Here is a 16,195-nt window from a genome sequence, read left to right on the forward strand (position 1 = left end):
TTAGAAAGTGAATAAATTACAAAGGCTACGCTTTTTTTCGTATCTTGTCTTCCTTTTTCTCAAAATTTGAAGCTCATTTTCAACCCTATCCATTATGCCCGACATCAAGACTATCGTAAGCCTTTTCGAGGTATATGAGCGCGAAAACGACCTAAAAGCCGCCGACCTTGCCCTCTTGCAGGCAGCCCGCACTGCCAGTGCCACTGCTTACGCGCCCTACTCCCAATTTTGGGTAGGGGCAGCCATTCGCTATTCTACCCCTGAAAAAGGTTTGGATTTGACCAAAAGTCAGATTTTTATAGGCAGCAATCAGGAGAATGCCGCCTATCCTTCGGGTCTTTGTGCAGAAAGGACGGCGATTTTTGCACTTTCGGCACAGCAGCCACAAAACCATATTTGGGCGGTTGCGATTGCCGCTCGCAAGTCGGGGACAGAGGTATTTCTGCCGATTTCGCCCTGTGGCGCATGCAGGCAGTCGCTTTTAGAGTATGAAAAAAAACAAGGGCAGCCCATTCGCCTGATTATGGAAACAGAAGGGGGGCAGATTCTGATTGCGCCTTCTATTGCGAGCCTGCTGCCTGTGCAATTTTCGGCTGAAAGTTTGCACTAAAAGCGTTTTTTTTCGAAAAATAAACGATATTTGGGCTTTATCTGTCCTTTATCTGTCCTTTGCAGGGGGTAGGCTGATTTTTATTTCATACCTAAAAATTCCGATGCAAGCAACACGCCAATACGCACAACAAGCCGACGCAAACGATACTTTGCGCTCTTTTCGCCAAGCCTTCTACTTTCCACAATTTAAAGGGCGCGATGTCCTCTATTTTTGTGGCAATTCCTTAGGATTGCAGCCCAAAACGGCACTTTCCTACCTGATGCAAGAGATGGAAGATTGGAAAAACTTGGGAGTAGAGGGGCATTTTCAGGGACGCAATCCATGGTTTGAATACCACAAATTTGTAAGTCCGAAGGCTGCCCGTTTGGTAGGCGCAAAGGAGGTTGAAGTGGTGGTGATGAACAATCTAACGGTCAATTTGCACCTGATGCTTATCTCTTTTTACCGCCCTACTGCCCAGCGTTACAAAATTATGGTAGAAGGCGGAGCTTTTCCTTCCGACTATTATGCAGTGGAATCACAACTGCGCCTGCATGGATTTTCGCCCGAAACCGCCATGGTGGAATTAGAACCGCGTGCAGGCGAGCATACGCTTCGCACCGAAGACATCTTGGCGGCGATAGAAAAAGAGGGCGATTCCTTAGCCTTAGTCTTGCTTGGTGGTGTGAATTATTACACAGGGCAGTTTTTTGATTTAAAGCGCATTACCGAAAAAGCCCATCAGGTAGGGGCAAAGGCGGGCTATGATTTGGCGCATGCAGCAGGCAACGTGCCACTTTCGCTGCACGAGTGGCAGGTAGATTTTGCCGTCTGGTGTACGTATAAATACCTCAATTCGGGTGCTGGTGGCACTTCGGGCGTTTTTGTGCATGAAAAATACGCGCAAGACCCTACCTTGCACCGCTTGGCAGGCTGGTGGGGCTACGACGAAAGCAAGCGTTTTCAGATGCAGAAAGGTTTTATCCCCATGCAAGGGGCGGCAGGTTGGCAACTTAGCAACGCCCAAATTTTGCCGATGGCACTGCATTGGGCTTCCTTAGAGATTTTCGAGCAGGCAGGCATGGATAGATTGCGCCAAAAGAGCCTTGCCCTTACCGCTTATACCGAATTTTTGGTACAACAATTCAACCAAGAACAAGATAAAATCAGGATACAAATTATTACACCTGCCGAAAAAGAGGCACGCGGTTGCCAACTTTCCTTAGTGGTGGCGCAAAAAGGGAAAGACTTGCATCAATTTCTAACCGAAAATGGCGTAATTGCCGACTGGCGCGAACCTGACGTAATTAGAATTGCGCCTGTGCCACTCTACAATTCCTTCGAAGATGTTTATGATTTTTACCAACTCTTGCAGCAATATACACAATCATAAGCCGCGCTTTTGCAAAAAGTAGCGTTTGGGCGAGGTAGTGCCTTGTCCAAACGCAAAAATTTCTTAACTTAATGATTTGATTAGAAAAAGAACCTTCCGAGCCAACTTATTTTCCTGTTTCAATTTTTTCCTATGCAAGCCATTCTCGAAACTTTTCAAAAAGTAGTCATTCAAATCGCAACCCCCTACGGCGCAGGGACGGGGTTTTATTTAGCCGATTTTGAACTTATCGTAACCAACTATCACGTAGTAGCAGGCTGTCGGCAGGTGGCAATCAGTGGTAAGTATCTGAAAAAGAGCTTGGCAGAGGTAGTTTTTATCAATGTGGGGAAGGATTTGGCGTTTATTAAGATGCCAGAAGAAACCCGCTATGACTTTCCCAAAGTAGAATTGGCACATAAAAACGTGCAAGATGGGGACACCATTACGGCTATCGGACACCCCTACGGGCTTAGTTTTACGGCAACGCGCGGCATTGTTTCGAAGGCGAAACGTTTATACAAAAATACATACTACATTCAATTAGATGCGGCTATCAATCCGGGCAATAGTGGCGGTCCCTTAGTGAATGAGGCGGGAGAGATTGTAGGCGTAAATACTTTTATTTTGTCGGAAGGGAAAGATTTGGGTTTTGCCCTGCATGCGCAATATTTAAAAGAAGACCTCGAAGAGTTTGTCAAATTAGAAAGAAAGGAGAGTTTGCGTTGCCCCTCTTGTGCCAATATGGTGGTAGAAGCTACGCTTACGAATGATTATTGTCCGCATTGTGGCACAGCCCTAACACGCCTAAGTCAGGAGGATTTTCAGCCCACAGGCGTTGCCAAAATTATAGAAGATTTGCTCTATGAGTTGGGTAAAAATGCCGTTTTAGCGCGTGTAGGCGCAAATCGTTGGGAAATTGTAGAAGGCAGTGCCAAGATATTTCTGCACTATCAGCCCGAAACAGGCTATATCTTTGCCGACTCTCAACTTTGCAGCCTGCCCAAATCGAATATCAGCGATATTTATAGCTACCTTTTGCACGAAAATTATCAGTTACAGGGCTTGCGTTTTAGCGTGCATGAGCAAGATGTTGTGCTTTCGATGGCTCTTTTTGCCCAATATCTCGAACCTGCATCGGCGCGTAAGCAGTTGTATTATCTAATCAAAAAGTCAGACGAATACGATAACATCTTGGTACAAGACTACGGTGCGTCTTGGCGCGAATCGGAAGTCTTTTAAAGGGTGCTGGGCAGGGAAATTTGAAAATAAGGGTTAAAAAAGGGGTTTTCAGACCTTTTAAGGTACGTTATACGATTTTATTTGCTAATTTTGCCAAAGGTCTGATTTAGCACCTTGCGCCTGCAATTTTGCGCACTATGTTTTATAGAAAAATTTTGCTGCTTTTGCCTCTTTATTTGCCGAGTCCATTTCCAAACATCTTTACTCGAATGCGATACCTGCCCTATTTTGGCTTTGCGCTCTTGCTTATTCTTGCCGACCAAGCCCTCAAACTCTACATTCATTTCAATATTCCCTTAGATGGGGAGATTCCTGTTTTTGGCGACTGGTTCAAATTGCACCACACCCTAAACCCTGGCATGGCGTTTGGCATCGAATTGGGTTCGGAATATGGGAAATTGGGGCTTACGCTTTTTCGCACGCTGGCAGTCTTGGTCATTGGTTATTTCTTGGCACGTGCCGTCAGGGAAAAGCAGCCGCGCGGCTTGCTTGTGTCGGGCGCAGCGATTTGGGGCGGCGCGTTGGGCAATGTCGTAGATAGCACTTTTTATGGTGTTTTCATCGAGGGCAATGCCACACCAATCGGCGCGATAGAACCCCCTTTCTATCCTTGGTTTCATGGGCAGGTGATAGATATGTTCTATTTTGATATATGGAAAGGTTATTTTCCTGAATATGTACCCCTTTGGGGCGGCAAATACTTCTCTTTTTTCCCTATCTTCAATATCGCTGATGCGGCTATCTTCTGTGGCGTAGTGGCGGTGCTAATTTGGCACAAAAAGTTTTTCCCACACGTAACGGAAGAGGAGGAACGAAAAAAAGAAAATCAGCCCACACAAGAGGTAGAATAGAATTTGAAACCGCCATTTGAAAAAAGCATAGAAGCCTACAATCCTTCTGTGCTTTTTTCGAGCTATGCTTTTTTCGAGTTTGAAGCCCCAAAGACCGTTTTTTCAGATGTTATGATATTTTTACGCTTTTTCTTTTAAAAAGATGATAAAATATTTTTTCCTTTGCACGTTGTTTCTTTTGATGATGCCACTTTCGGCACAGCAATATCTTTTTAAAGAATACGGTTTGGGGCATGGGCTGCCTCAATCGGAACTTCCAAGCCCACAGGCGATTTGTGTAGATAGTCAGGGGCGCATTTGGGTCGTAACCAATGGGGGCGGCATGGCAATTTTAGAACAAGAAAAGTATCGCCTCTTCAAAGAAAAAGACGGACTCAATAGCAACCTTTTAATGGGACTTATAGAAAGCCCTGAAAAAGAACTTTGGATACTTTCACAAAACAAAAGCATTTCCCGATATGATGGGCATAACTTTTATTCCTACCCCGAATTAGAGGGCAAATTGCGCTTAGGTGGCACTCTCGCCTGCGATAAAAGAGGCAATGTTTGGGTCTTGGTCTTTGGTGGAGGCGTGGGTATCAATCAGACGCTCTATTGGAAACCGCGCCAAAGTCAGACCTTCGTACCTTTCGAGCAAGCCGATTCGCTTACTGCCCCTTCGCCTACGTTGGGTCTGACACATACCTTAGATTATGACCCAATTTTGTCGCAAAACGGGAAATTATATGCTTTTGATGGGAAAGTTTTTGTAGAAAAAAAATACCCTTCCGATTCGCTTCTGGTAGGCAAAAACCTGTTTTTCAATTACAAAGACTTCGAGGGAAATGAATGGCTCACCGCCATAGACCCTAACACAGGCAATGCGCACCTTCTTTTTTTCGAGGTAAGAAAAAAGCGTTTCACAAAAATTGAAGTGCCGCAGCCTTTTATTTGGGGTTTGGGGTGGCAGGTACGCTATTTTACAAATAAAAAATTGTATTTAGTAAATCCAAACCTAAACCAAATTTTAATATATCAAAACAAAAAATTTGTCAAATCTTATGGCTTTGCCAATGGTTTGCAGGGCGCACTAACGGGCTGTGGAGCAGTAGTGGAAGATTCGGTAGGCTCGGTTTGGGTAGGAACGCGCGGCGCAGGACTTATTAAATTGCCCAACGATTATTTTAGCAATTTTACCCAACAAGATGGCTTGCAAGGCAATATGACTTTTGGTATCTATGAAGATAGCAAAAAAAGAGTGTGGCTTGGCAGCAGTGCCGCAGGCATTACGCTTTACGAAGGCGGCAGGCTCAAAACCGTCCTTGCCAGCAACCAGCAAGCCGCCGTAGGGCGCGTATCGCATTTTTTTGAAAAGGGCGACACCATTTTTGCCGCCACAGGAGGAGGTATTATTTCAATTATAGAATCAGAAAAAGACAAATTTTCTTGGCAATTCAGCCATCAAAGGTTTCATATTCCTGCGGGCTATTACAGAACCATCAGGCGCATAGATGATATTGTTTGGTTTTGTTCGCAAGCAAATGGCGTTTTTGGGTACGATATAGTCGCCGATAGTTTGTTGTATCAATTCAATTTGAATGAAGTGGGTTCGAGTACGATACTCGATGTCAAGAAAGATAAAAAAGGCAACTATTGGTTTGCTACCTTCAACGGACTTAGCAAATGGGACGGCAAAAAGTTTGAACTTTTCAATACCAAACAAGGGCTTAAAAATAATTTTATCCTCCAAATTCATATCGATAGGAAAGACCACATCTGGGCAGTGGCTTACAATGGTGGCTTGGCGCGTTTCGATGGCAAAAATTTTACTACCTATCAAAGCGGCGAAGGGCTTTCTTCGGATATTATTTACTCTATTCTGCCCGTTTCGAAGGTTCAAAATCAATATTGGATAGGCACACAAAGAGGCTTAGACAAAGCCACTTTCGACGACAGAGGCAATCTCGTCAAAGTAGAATATTTCAACAAAGAACTTGGCTATTTGGGTGAAGAATCAAACGGCAAGGCGATAATGGAAGATAGCGAAGGCGGCATTTGGGTTGGGCATCTTACAGGGGTTACGAGGTGCGATTTTGGCTCTGCCGTTGCTCCAAAAGCTCACAAGACTTTTATCACTGCCGTCAATTTGTCGCTTAATCAGACCAACTGGCGCGATTCTACCTATCAGAAATGGTATGAAAGTCTGACCACTTGGGAAAATCTACCCCAAAAGTTGCGCCTGCCTGCCGAAGAAAATTCGCTCGTCATTCGTTTCTACACCACAGACTTTTCTAACCCCAAAGGCGCAACCTATCAATGGCAATTAGAAGGACTGCACAGCGATTTCCAACCGCCTACCTACCGCTCGGAAGCCAACTTTTCAAACCTGCCCGCAGGCACTTACACCTTCAAAGTGCGCTCTCGTGTGCAGGAGAATCAGGCTTGGAGTCAAACGGCTACTTTTGAGTTTGAGGTCTTGCCGAAATGGTGGCAAAAAATTGAGGTGCAGATAATTGGCTTTCTGTTCTCAACTTTGATGATTTTTGGTCTTATCAAATGGCGTACTAAGAGTTTGGAAGCCAGCAAGATTGCCTTAGAAAAGTTGGTAAAGGAGCGCACCCAAGAGGTAGTCAGACAAAAAGATGAGATTTTAGAAAAAAATAAGACCTTAGAAGTGCAGCAAGAGAAACTTTCACAGGCTTATGACGAAATTCAAGAGAAAAATCAGAACATTACGGCGAGCATTACCTACGCCAAGCGCATACAAGAGGCGATGCTACCTTCGCAGGAGCGCATTTGGCGCATTTTGCCACAAAGTTTCGTCTTTTATCAGCCGCGCGACATTGTTTCAGGAGATTTTTATTGGCTTTCCGAAATCGACCATCAGATTATTATTGCAGCCGTAGATTGCACAGGGCATGGCGTGCCGGGGGCGTTTATGTCGGTCATTGGTAGCAATATTTTGTATGAAGTCATTGAAAGTCAGCGCATTTTAGAGCCTGCCGCTATTTTATACGCCCTGCACGAAAATGTGCGCCGCCACCTCAATCAAGACCAAACACACAACCGCGACGGCATGGACATCGCCCTTTGTATCATCGACAAAAACGAGCGGTTGCTACATTTTGCAGGGGCAAAAAATCCGCTCTTGCATGTGCGCCAGGGCAGTTTTGAACTTATCAAAGGCAGCAAATATCCCATTGGCGGCATTGGCAGCAGCCAGAATCCTATCTTTACACAAAAATCTATTCCGATAGCCGAAGATAGCACCTTTTACATCTATTCAGACGGTTTTCAAGACCAATTTGGCGGCAAAGAGGGGCGCAAGTACATGTCCCAACGCTTTCAAGCCCTTTTGGTGAGCCTATCAAAGCGTCCGCTACAAGCGCAAAAAGAAGCATTGGCAGAAGAACTCACGCTTTGGCAGCAGGCAGGCAAAGAAGAACAGGTAGATGATATTTTGGTGATAGGGTTTAAATTTTAATTTTTTTATTTTTTAAAATTTGTTTTTGAAAATACTTAATTAAAATCTTTTTTTCACTTTAAAAAGACAAAATATGACCACTATCACCGAACTAAAACGTCCGAATTGGTATCTTGCTATCGGAATCCCCTTGCTTATCGCCATCAGTAGCTTTTGTATCACCCAAACAGAGGCTTTTAGCAACAACGCCGAACTACTTTCCCAAGCCATCTTGGTTGATATGCTCCTGCTTGCGCCTTTTCTCTACTACCTTGTGATAAGAAAAAGTACGGCAGGCAAGCATACCTTGTTAAGGCTTTGGTTGCTTAGTTTGTTGGTCTTAGAATTGATTTTAGGCAATCAGGCAGGAGAAAACCTAACGGCTTGGCAATATGTGAAAACTTTTGTCTATCCGCTACTCGAAATCGGCTTGCTGCTTTGGTTAGGATATAGTTTTTATGTGGCAAGGAAAGAGCTAAAAACGCAACAAGTAGATTTTCCAAATCTGACGCGCCAGATGTTGGGCAAAATTATGGGTCAGAGTAAAGCCACTAATTTTGTCGCTGCCGAAATAATTTGCCTCTACTACGTTTTTGCGTGGGAAAAAAAGGCAAAACCAAATTATCAAACCTCTTTTAGCACCTACCAAGAAAGTGGCGGTATCGGACTTTTGTATGGCTTACTCTTTATTTTGCTGGTGGAAACGCTTGTCCTGCACCTGCTTTTGGCACAGTGGAATCCAACAGTGGCGTGGGTTGCGACAGGGCTAAGTCTTTATGCTTGCTTGCAAATTTTTGCACACACAAGGGCTATCAAGATGCGCCCGATTGTTTTGGATACCAATAACCTACAAATTTACAACGGACTTGCTGCGGAAGCCATTTTTAGTTATGATAAAATAGAAAAAGTAGAACTTTCAAATGAAACTCCTTCTGACAAAAAAGCAATAAAAATGGTGCTGCTGCCTGATTTAGAAACCCATAATTGCGCTATTTTTCTCAAAGAGGAAGTAGCGGTAAGCAAGTTTTTTGGCATCAAACAGAAAACAAACCTGCTACTTTTTTATACCGACCGCCCCCAAGATTTTCTTCATCAGCTTGCACTTAGGAAAGCACAGATTTTGTAAAGTGGCGTTGTTACAACGGTCAGAATGTCAAAAAACGGGGTTTTGTGCTTCGCGCAAACCTCCTGAACCCCCACCCTGCCCCAGTGATGTTAAGTTCTGTGAAAAGTCTTGTTTTATCAAATTTGACACGAAATAAAATTTGGACTGAACCCTATTTTTGGGTCTGAAAATTCTTTTTTATTTCAATCTCACTACGGACAAGGCAATGCCTTGTCCCCACAACGGTAGCGCGAAGCTCCAGATTCGCCTTTGTACTGTGTTTTTTGGCATCTTCCCGTTTTGGGGCTTTTTAGAGAAGTGCCTAAAAGTTGAAATCGTAAATATTCGCCCCTTTATCGACAAATGCAGTGCCTTCATCTTTATGCCCTGATTTTGAGCAAAGAATTTGAAAAGAAGGGTACAACACTATCCTATCAATTCATTCCTTCTTTCAAACCTCAACTTTGCAGGACAATGAACGCGACACAAAAAATCCAAGAAATAGAAAATTACTTAGGCAGTCTATTTTTCAATCCTTATCGCCGCAAAAGCTATGCTTACGCTCACGACTACCAAGAACTTTTGGCAGCCATCGAGCTACACCTTGCACAGGGCAAGCGACACGCCAAAGCGCGTAATTGGCAGGCTGCTATTCACGAATACGACACCATCTTGCTTTGGCAACGCAATCATACAGAGGCACTTTTTTTGTTAGCCGATGCCTATAAAAACCGTTGGCTCGACTACGGAAACAAGCGCGACAAAGAGAAATCGCTTGCTTATGCACAACACTGTTTGCAGGTAGCACCCCACCATGCAGAAGCCAATGAGCTTGTCCATCAGATTTATACCACCAGTCAGCTCGAAAACATTTGGGAAAGCAAGCATACCTACCAAGTTGCGTTTGCCACACTTATTGCTACGGCGATGCTTGCCTGCGGCGTTTGGGCGTATCATTATTTCGGCTTCCAACTTTATCAAACAGAAAGCGCACCCCTGACTTTTTCTGCCTTAGACTTGATTCAGCAAGAGCCTGCCGCCCCCAACAACCAAAACACGTGGCTGCCCACCGAAGCCACACAAGCGGCACAGCGCACAATGCAGCAAGTTCCCGTAGAGTTTTTGTATCAGCATCAAAATCAGCACTTACAACTGCACCTAAGCGTAGAACAATCTTTGTATCGCGCCTATCAGGAAGCCTATTCCTACAATCTTTTGGCAGATGTGGCGGTGCAGGGCGCAAATGTTGCCCTTCTCAAACTCAAAGTGGATTTAGTTGATGCCGCAGGTACGATTTTGCGCACCGATTGGATAGACTTAGTGCAGCCACACGAGCAATTAGCACACGCTGGCGAGGTCTTGCCCTTGCATTATTTGGAATACGAAGAAGGGCAAAATTTAGACTTGGCAAAGATTCAGATTACAGTTGCCGAAATACAATGGATAGAGCAAAACGAAACGGCTTTCATACAAGAGAAAGAATTGCTTTGGCAGACAGCACCACTTGAAGGAACAGAAATTGTTATCAAAGAGCGCAAAAATGAGCTACTCGATGCTCAAGGCGATGGCACTTATCACCATATCGAGTGGCAAATCGGCAACAAAGGCGAAAATCCTGTTCAGTCCTTGCAAGTAGAAATTGCTTGGTACAATCAGAAGGGGCAAATTGTAGAAGCGCGTACTACCTACCTGACGCACTCCTCACAGCCGAGTTTGAAAAGCAAGCAAAAGCGTAGTGAAAATCGTACCTACCGCTTGGCAAACATCAAAGCCGAAGACATCGCAACTTACACCCTAACGGTGATAGATGCCCATTAAAAGCGTCCTTTTTGGTTTGTTGTCTTGTGATATACCGTTTTTTTAGATAGTTTTTAGGATAGGATAACAGAAACGCTACCCTCTTTGAGGGTAGTGTTTCTCTTTTTTAAGCCCTTTTCAGAAAACTACAAAAACGAAATAAAATTTGGTTTTGACACCCTCGCTTTGGGGGAGGGCAGGGTGGGGTTCATTCCTTTTTTATTTCAATCGTACTGCGGACAAGGCAATGCCTTGTTCTATGCCCCAAACCCTAAGGGTCTTGAAGACCCTTAGGGTTTAAGTCCAAATTTTATTTCGTTCCTAATTTTACAAGACAAGTCCTTTCACAGAACTTAACATTACTGGGGCAGGGTGGGGGTTCAGTGGATTTGCGCAAAGCACAAAACCCTGCTTTTTAAACTTCTGACCGTTACAACGCTTGTTTGAATTTGAAAAATAAAACGGTTGTAGCACTTTATGGCACTACTGAAAAACCTTTGTGAAGTCAAATTTTTGTCCATCAAAAAGCCCTTTGTCGCTCATTTTCAGATAGGGAATAACCAAAAGTGCCATAAAAGAAAGGGTCATGAAGGGTGCACGTAAAGGCGGGTGACAAAGATTTTTAGCATACGTATCGATTTGTGTGTATGCCTGCGCTACCGATAAGCCATCTTTATCCGACATCAAACCTGCAATAGGCAAAGGCAATACCTGCGGCTTTTCAAAAGGTGAAACGGCTGCAATGCCCCCCTGCGTTTCTATCAGCAAATTGATAACCTCTGCCAAACTTTCGTCGCTTGTCCCGACGGCGATAAGATTGTGCGAATCGTGTGCGACAGTGGAAGCGATTGCCCCTTTTTTCAGACCAAAATTCTTGACATAGCCTATCGCAATCGGCGCATCTTCTACATAACGGTTCAAGACCACTATTTTGAGAATGTCCTCAAAAAGTATTGCCTCGAAGTTATCGCCATTTTTCAAGCCCGTCATTTGTCTTATTTTTTTCATTTTATAGACCAAACTGCGCGTAATCAGCTCGCCATCAAGGACTTCAATTACCTGCAAGCGGCGCACCCATTTCGGAATAGGAAAGGCAAAATCTTCTGCTTTTCTTTTTCGGGCTTTAAAAGAATTAAGTTGGGAAACAACCTCCTTTTCCAGCGGTTTGGCATTTAGAAAGGTCTCTTTTTGGGCTTTGTCATAGACCAAATTGCCTTCGATATAAGTCTGCAAGACTTCAAAGTTTTCCAAATCCTCGACGATAATAAAATCCGCCGCCTTTCCTACCTCCAAGCCGCCTACAGATAAGCCATAATGCGCAATCGGATTCAGACAAGCTACCTGCAAGACCTTAAACAAATCGAGTCCCTTTTTTACGGCACGGCTCACTAATTGATTGATATGTCCAAGGGCTAAATCGTCGGGGTGTTTATCGTCCGAACAGAACATCATATTGGGATAGTGCGCGTCTAAAAGTCCGATAAGGGCTTCAAAATTTTTAGCCGCGCTTCCTTCGCGTATCAAGATTTTCATACCCAAAGCCAACTTTTCGGCTGCCTCCTCCTCTGTAAAGGCTTCGTGGTCGGTATAAATGCCTGCCTCTATGTATTTTTTCAAATCCGCGCCGCGCAAGGCAGGGGCATGCCCATCTACGGGTTTTCCCAAACGGTGTGCCTGCTCTATTTTCGCCATCACCTCTGGTTGGCGGGCAATGACGGCAGGGAAATTCATCATTTCAGCCAAATACAAAACTTCGGGCAGGGCTAATAATTGGGCTACTTCTTCTACTCCCAAAGTCGCGCCTGCGGTTTCGAAGGGCGTGGCAGGCACACAACTGGGCGCACCGAAGTAGAATTTTAAAGGCGTTTGTTTGGCGTTTTCTATCATAAAAAGCACCCCTTTGATGCCCAAGACGTTGGCTATCTCGTGTGGGTCGGAAACGGTCGCGACAGTGCCTTGTGCCAAAGCCAAGGGCGCAAAACTGCTCGGCACTAACATCGAACTTTCTATATGCACGTGTGCATCTATAAAGCCAGAGAGGGCAAAATGTGCCACTCGCGCCTCTTTTTCAAGTGGCTTCAAAGCGGCAATCTTTCCGTTTTCTATCAGAATTTCAACGGGGTAGATGCGCTTTTCCGCAATATTTACTAAGTTTGTGCGTATTGTAGTCATAGGGCTTTTAAAAAAAGTGAGCAGCCGTAGTTTCTACGCGCTCGGATAAAGGTCATAGACAAAAGTAACATAAAAAATTGTACCTCAAAAATCTTACAAACTCATGAAATTTCGCCTCATCGCGCTTCTAATTTGTGTCCTTGCTTTTTTTAGCTTCGAATCTTGTATTCACGCGCCGCGTCAGGCTTGGACACCCAAAAATGACAAAGTAAAATTGGCACGCTCAAAGCCTAAAAATCCGAAAGAAGAGAAGAAGATTCATCACGTAAAGGCTTGGTAGCAATCCCTATTTTGGCACTACTTTTGTCTATTCTATCTTAAAAAAATACTAATTCCGATGAAAAAAATACGTTCCCACGCCTCTAAATGGGTGCTTTTTCTCCTATTCCTTTGGTTTGGCAGCCTTGTGAGCAGTTGTATTCACTCGCCCAAGCAGCCTTGGACACCCAAATACAAGAGCTATAAACAATCTAAAAAGAAAAAATAGACCTCTCTCTTTTTCACCAAGTTTATTTCATGATGCGATTGCTGCCCCAATTTTTCACGTTCCGATTGGCACGCCTACTGTGTTTGGTAGGACTCTTGCTGCTCCCTTTGTTTCTTGTATCCTGTCAGAGCCACAAGCCCAAATACGGAAAAGGCAAGACCATGAAGCGTGGAAAGGCGATTCCTTGCCCGATGAAAGACTGTTAGGGTTTGAAGTGGTTTAGAAAACAAGCAAATAACTAACAGTTATTTGAAAACTGTTAGTTATGATAACTCATTTTTTCGCCGTTGTCTTTGCACATAGGCAAGATACTATCTACATTTTTGTATATAAACCACCTTTATTTCTTTATTTTCTACACTATCCATATAAATTTCGTTTTCATTCGTTTCGTCAGTAGGAACATTGAAAAAATTATCCCTATTAAAACTTACATAAGTTGTTTTTTTGTTTTCGCTTGTTTTATTTTTTTGCACAATTTTAGGCACTACCGTATCAAATAGGGTTATGATTGTATCTAAATCTTGAACAGTATACTTATAACCGTACTCTAACACAGGAAAAGCACCCAAAGAAATGTGCCTGAAACACTCCTCTTTATTTTCAGGGTTTTCAAAGAAAAAATGTATTTCTGGAACGTACCCTTTTTTGTAAAAATCAATTCCCCTTGAAGAATTATGATAAATCACATGAATATAAAAGTCATTTTTCTTGTAAATATTTGTTACTTTTAAAGAGTCTATTTTTTTACCCATTTTTATTTCATTTTTACTTATTTTGGGATATCGAGGAGGAATAACTGTATGAAGACTTCGCATATCTATTACTGTATTTCTATTGTTTGTTATTTGAAAATTAGAGTTTTCATTGTGTACGCTTTTTATTTCCCAATGCGGAGGCATTTTAAAAGAAAAGTAAGGATGCTCGATATGACACCAGTTGTCTGTATTGATGTTTTGAATGTTTAGATTTTGTTCTTCTGCTGAATTGCAGGCAGTTAGGAGTATTACGATAAATAATACAATATTTTTTTTCATTTTTTTTCATTTTCCATGAAGTTGTCATAACAATTTTTGGCTTATCCTTTCTACCCTACAAAGATAAAAAATTATCTTGAAAATGCTTGTGTTTTGAGTGCTTTTTTTGAGATTTATTTTATGCCTGTGTAATACAGGCAAGGGCAAGCAGTAGCCACTAATTTAAGCGTATAAATAAAAAAGAAAACAGCAAACTCTTTTTCTACGCCATCGAGGAAGCGATTAAAATTTGATGCAAAGCCGCCACTTGCGCCTTGATGTCTGCCCAAGGGCTGTTATCGAGATGATAGGTTGCCAACTTTTCTTTCTCTGCATCAGGCATCTGCTTGGCGATGATGGCTAAAATCTGCTCCCTTGTTCGATGGGGGTCTCTTTTCTGCACACGCTCAAGGCGCGTTTCGAGCGGCGCACTTACCAAAATGGTTGCATCTAATTGTAAATACGACCCTGTTTCGAAAAGCAATGCAGCCTCCTTCAAAACATAGGGCGCAGCCTTTTGTGAAGCCACCCAAGCGGCATAGTCGCGTGCGACGGCAGGGTGTACCAAATTCTCTAATTGTTTTATTTTTGAAGTCTGATTGAAAACTACTTCGGCTAAGTAGGCGCGATTGAGCTTTCCCTCGTCGATGTAAGATTTTGAGCCAAAAAGAGAAATTATAGCCGCCTTCAAGTCTGAATCTTCTTCCATCACCTGATGAGCGCGTTTATCGGCTTCGTAAATAGGTATCTGATAGGCAGCAAAAAGTTGGCATACATAACTTTTACCACTACCAATACCGCCCGTAATGCCAATTTGTCGTGGCTTTGTCTTCATAAAAACAATGGGGATAGAAAAGGAATTGAAAAATAGAATTTTGAAGGGCTTTCCTACAAAAGTAAGGAAAATATTTCTTTTTTTCCAAACTTCGAAAACTTTTTTAGCAGGCTACAAAAATGACCAAAGGTCAGTTTCTTTCTGATGGTTTTTTGTGCATTTGAAACCTGCATTTGCAAAACATGTTCAAATAGGATTTTTTTTAGGATAAGATAGACAAAAAATAGATTTTAGATTTTTTATGAAAACAATATAAACTACTGCCTTTTTGCGTTTTTTCGGAATAAAATTCTAAAAAAACGAATTTGAAGGCATACAAAAAGAGTATTCACGATTTTTTAACACAGAAAACCAAATTAGGATAGTGGGCTTAGTGCCTGATTTTCAAGGTATAAGGTTTGGAGTTGTGTTTTTTTTCCTAATTTTGCACCCATTCACCAACAAGTTCTTTGAATGGATACATTTCACAAGCGACTTCTTTTGCCTACTCTGTTGCTCTGTCTATGCGTTTTTGGTGCTTTCCAAAGTCCTAATTGGGCAGAAGTTCGTTCTGCTTTGCACCAAACCTTTACGCCCGATTCGCTTTTAGCAGATACCCTATCTGAAAGCGAAGCCCTTGCAACAGCCAGCGAAGAAGCACAGTTTTCGTGGGAGGATTTGAAAGATTATATTCGCGCCCATGAAACGCTGCTTACCAAACCGCGTGCTTGTTCGGGCGGTTATATGAGTATCGGCTACGGACATGTGCTAACGGCAAAAGACAAAGCCCTTTACAAAGGGATTACAGCCGCACAAGCCGACTCACTCTTGGAGCATGACCTTGGCTTGGCTCGCTCTTGGGTAGAAAGTCAGTTAGACCTTGCCCCACAGGAGCTAATGGCAATCACACACTTTTGTTATGCCTTTGGTTCGAGCAAATTGCGCAAGAGTACCTTGTTTCAGAAGCTCAAAAATGGAGAGCCAATAGAGCAAGAGTTAGCCCGTTGGGTGCATGTCAATGGACGACCCAATGCGTATTTGAAAAAACAACGCGAATTTGAGGCGAATCTCTTTTATGGGCGTATGCCCAAGCCGCTGCGCCCTGTCGAGCCTTTGCTTGATGAGCAGGACGGTATGCAAGAAGAGCAGACCCAAAGCCAAGCAGCTGCCGAAGACACAGAAAAGGCAGACTCGCTGGAAACGACGCAAGCACAAATGCTTGACAACAAGCACTAATAGCCCTTCGCTCTACAACGAAAAAGCGAAGCAGAGGCACAAAAAAGGTGCGATACAAGTAGATTTTTA

Annotated in this window: 15 protein-coding genes; 12 read left to right on the forward strand and 3 right to left on the reverse strand. The window is 43.2% G+C overall.

Annotated elements, in window-relative coordinates; genetic code table 11:
• The first annotated feature begins 94 nt into the window (after nucleotides 1–94).
• The 8 genes from G500_RS0112240 to G500_RS0112280 all read left to right on the forward strand — a co-directional run bounded on the left by G500_RS0112240 (nucleotide 95) and on the right by G500_RS0112280 (nucleotide 10,422).
• Nucleotides 95–610 carry a cytidine deaminase gene (locus G500_RS0112240; protein WP_027002764.1) on the forward strand — a complete coding sequence of 172 codons (516 nt, stop codon included), beginning with the start codon at nucleotides 95–97 and terminating at the stop codon, nucleotides 608–610.
• A 103-nt stretch (nucleotides 611–713) separates the two neighbouring features.
• Nucleotides 714–1,985: a kynureninase gene (kynU, locus tag G500_RS0112245; RefSeq protein WP_035757342.1), complete on the forward strand. Its 1,272-nt coding sequence runs from the start codon at nucleotides 714–716 to the stop codon at nucleotides 1,983–1,985.
• A gap of 132 nt (nucleotides 1,986–2,117) precedes the next feature.
• A complete protein-coding gene (locus G500_RS0112250; RefSeq protein ID WP_035757345.1) occupies nucleotides 2,118–3,206 on the forward strand; it encodes a trypsin-like peptidase domain-containing protein in 1,089 nt (362 codons plus the stop codon).
• Between the two features lie 209 nt (nucleotides 3,207–3,415).
• On the forward strand, nucleotides 3,416–4,057 hold the full coding sequence (locus G500_RS0112255) for a lipoprotein signal peptidase (protein ID WP_027002767.1): 642 nt from the start codon (nucleotides 3,416–3,418) through the stop codon (nucleotides 4,055–4,057).
• A 3-nt stretch (nucleotides 4,058–4,060) separates the two neighbouring features.
• Nucleotides 4,061–4,195, forward strand: coding sequence for a hypothetical protein (locus G500_RS26475; RefSeq protein ID WP_281169329.1), 135 nt, complete (start codon nucleotides 4,061–4,063; stop codon nucleotides 4,193–4,195).
• A gap of 4 nt (nucleotides 4,196–4,199) precedes the next feature.
• On the forward strand, nucleotides 4,200–7,520 hold the full coding sequence (locus G500_RS0112265; protein ID WP_027002768.1) for a SpoIIE family protein phosphatase: 3,321 nt from the start codon (nucleotides 4,200–4,202) through the stop codon (nucleotides 7,518–7,520).
• Between the two features lie 73 nt (nucleotides 7,521–7,593).
• Nucleotides 7,594–8,625, forward strand: coding sequence for a hypothetical protein (locus tag G500_RS0112270; RefSeq protein ID WP_027002769.1), 1,032 nt, complete (start codon nucleotides 7,594–7,596; stop codon nucleotides 8,623–8,625).
• Nucleotides 8,626–8,967: 342 nt separating this feature from the next.
• Entirely contained in the window at nucleotides 8,968–10,422 is a 1,455-nt protein-coding gene (locus G500_RS0112280; protein ID WP_154657145.1) for a hypothetical protein, read from the forward strand.
• A 462-nt stretch (nucleotides 10,423–10,884) separates the two neighbouring features.
• Here the strand turns inward: G500_RS0112280 and ade are convergent, their stop codons facing one another.
• The gene (gene ade, locus G500_RS0112290; RefSeq protein WP_027002773.1) at nucleotides 10,885–12,573 is read right to left on the reverse strand and encodes an adenine deaminase; all 1,689 of its coding nucleotides are present in this window, start codon (nucleotides 12,571–12,573) and stop codon (nucleotides 10,885–10,887) included.
• 103 nt (nucleotides 12,574–12,676) lie between these two features.
• Here ade and G500_RS25745 point away from each other — a divergent pair, with 103 nt between their 5' ends.
• Genes G500_RS25745 through G500_RS25750 form a run of 3 tightly spaced genes read left to right on the forward strand, consistent with a single transcriptional unit; the run spans nucleotide 12,677 to nucleotide 13,266 of the window.
• Nucleotides 12,677–12,853, forward strand: coding sequence for a hypothetical protein (locus G500_RS25745; RefSeq protein WP_154657146.1), 177 nt, complete (start codon nucleotides 12,677–12,679; stop codon nucleotides 12,851–12,853).
• A 57-nt stretch (nucleotides 12,854–12,910) separates the two neighbouring features.
• The gene (locus G500_RS26010) at nucleotides 12,911–13,060 is read left to right on the forward strand and encodes a hypothetical protein (RefSeq protein ID WP_161626129.1); all 150 of its coding nucleotides are present in this window, start codon (nucleotides 12,911–12,913) and stop codon (nucleotides 13,058–13,060) included.
• A 29-nt stretch (nucleotides 13,061–13,089) separates the two neighbouring features.
• Nucleotides 13,090–13,266, forward strand: a complete 177-nt coding sequence (locus G500_RS25750) for a hypothetical protein (RefSeq protein WP_154657147.1) — start codon at nucleotides 13,090–13,092, stop codon at nucleotides 13,264–13,266.
• 105 nt (nucleotides 13,267–13,371) lie between these two features.
• On the opposite strand, the gene G500_RS0112305 is transcribed toward G500_RS25750, so the two are convergent.
• A complete protein-coding gene (locus G500_RS0112305; protein ID WP_027002774.1) occupies nucleotides 13,372–14,097 on the reverse strand; it encodes a hypothetical protein in 726 nt (241 codons plus the stop codon).
• Between the two features lie 202 nt (nucleotides 14,098–14,299).
• Entirely contained in the window at nucleotides 14,300–14,911 is a 612-nt protein-coding gene (gene coaE / locus G500_RS0112310) for a dephospho-CoA kinase (RefSeq protein WP_027002775.1), read from the reverse strand.
• A gap of 453 nt (nucleotides 14,912–15,364) precedes the next feature.
• On the opposite strand from coaE, the gene G500_RS0112325 reads away from it, so the two are divergent.
• Nucleotides 15,365–16,126 (forward strand): lysozyme, encoded by a 762-nt coding sequence (locus G500_RS0112325; RefSeq protein ID WP_027002776.1) that lies wholly within the window; start codon nucleotides 15,365–15,367, stop codon nucleotides 16,124–16,126.
• The last annotated feature ends 69 nt before the right edge of the window (nucleotides 16,127–16,195 follow it).

The sequence above is a fragment of the Hugenholtzia roseola DSM 9546 genome, from assembly GCF_000422585.1.
GTDB lineage: Bacteria > Bacteroidota > Bacteroidia > Cytophagales > Bernardetiaceae > Hugenholtzia > Hugenholtzia roseola.

Coding starts and splice junctions, on each gene's coding strand:
- G500_RS25750 (WP_154657147.1), top strand. CDS start 13,090: ATGATGCGATTGCTGCCCCAATTTTTCACGTTCCGATTGGCACGCCTA.
- G500_RS0112255 (WP_027002767.1), top strand. CDS start 3,416: ATGCGATACCTGCCCTATTTTGGCTTTGCGCTCTTGCTTATTCTTGCC.
- kynU (WP_035757342.1), top strand. CDS start 714: ATGCAAGCAACACGCCAATACGCACAACAAGCCGACGCAAACGATACT.
- G500_RS0112325 (WP_027002776.1), top strand. CDS start 15,365: ATGGATACATTTCACAAGCGACTTCTTTTGCCTACTCTGTTGCTCTGT.
- G500_RS0112305 (WP_027002774.1), bottom strand. CDS start 14,097: ATGAAAAAAAATATTGTATTATTTATCGTAATACTCCTAACTGCCTGC.
- G500_RS0112250 (WP_035757345.1), top strand. CDS start 2,118: ATGCAAGCCATTCTCGAAACTTTTCAAAAAGTAGTCATTCAAATCGCA.
- G500_RS0112240 (WP_027002764.1), top strand. CDS start 95: ATGCCCGACATCAAGACTATCGTAAGCCTTTTCGAGGTATATGAGCGC.
- G500_RS26010 (WP_161626129.1), top strand. CDS start 12,911: ATGAAAAAAATACGTTCCCACGCCTCTAAATGGGTGCTTTTTCTCCTA.
- G500_RS25745 (WP_154657146.1), top strand. CDS start 12,677: ATGAAATTTCGCCTCATCGCGCTTCTAATTTGTGTCCTTGCTTTTTTT.
- G500_RS0112270 (WP_027002769.1), top strand. CDS start 7,594: ATGACCACTATCACCGAACTAAAACGTCCGAATTGGTATCTTGCTATC.
- G500_RS0112265 (WP_027002768.1), top strand. CDS start 4,200: ATGATAAAATATTTTTTCCTTTGCACGTTGTTTCTTTTGATGATGCCA.
- coaE (WP_027002775.1), bottom strand. CDS start 14,911: ATGAAGACAAAGCCACGACAAATTGGCATTACGGGCGGTATTGGTAGT.
- ade (WP_027002773.1), bottom strand. CDS start 12,573: ATGACTACAATACGCACAAACTTAGTAAATATTGCGGAAAAGCGCATC.
- G500_RS0112280 (WP_154657145.1), top strand. CDS start 8,968: ATGCAGTGCCTTCATCTTTATGCCCTGATTTTGAGCAAAGAATTTGAA.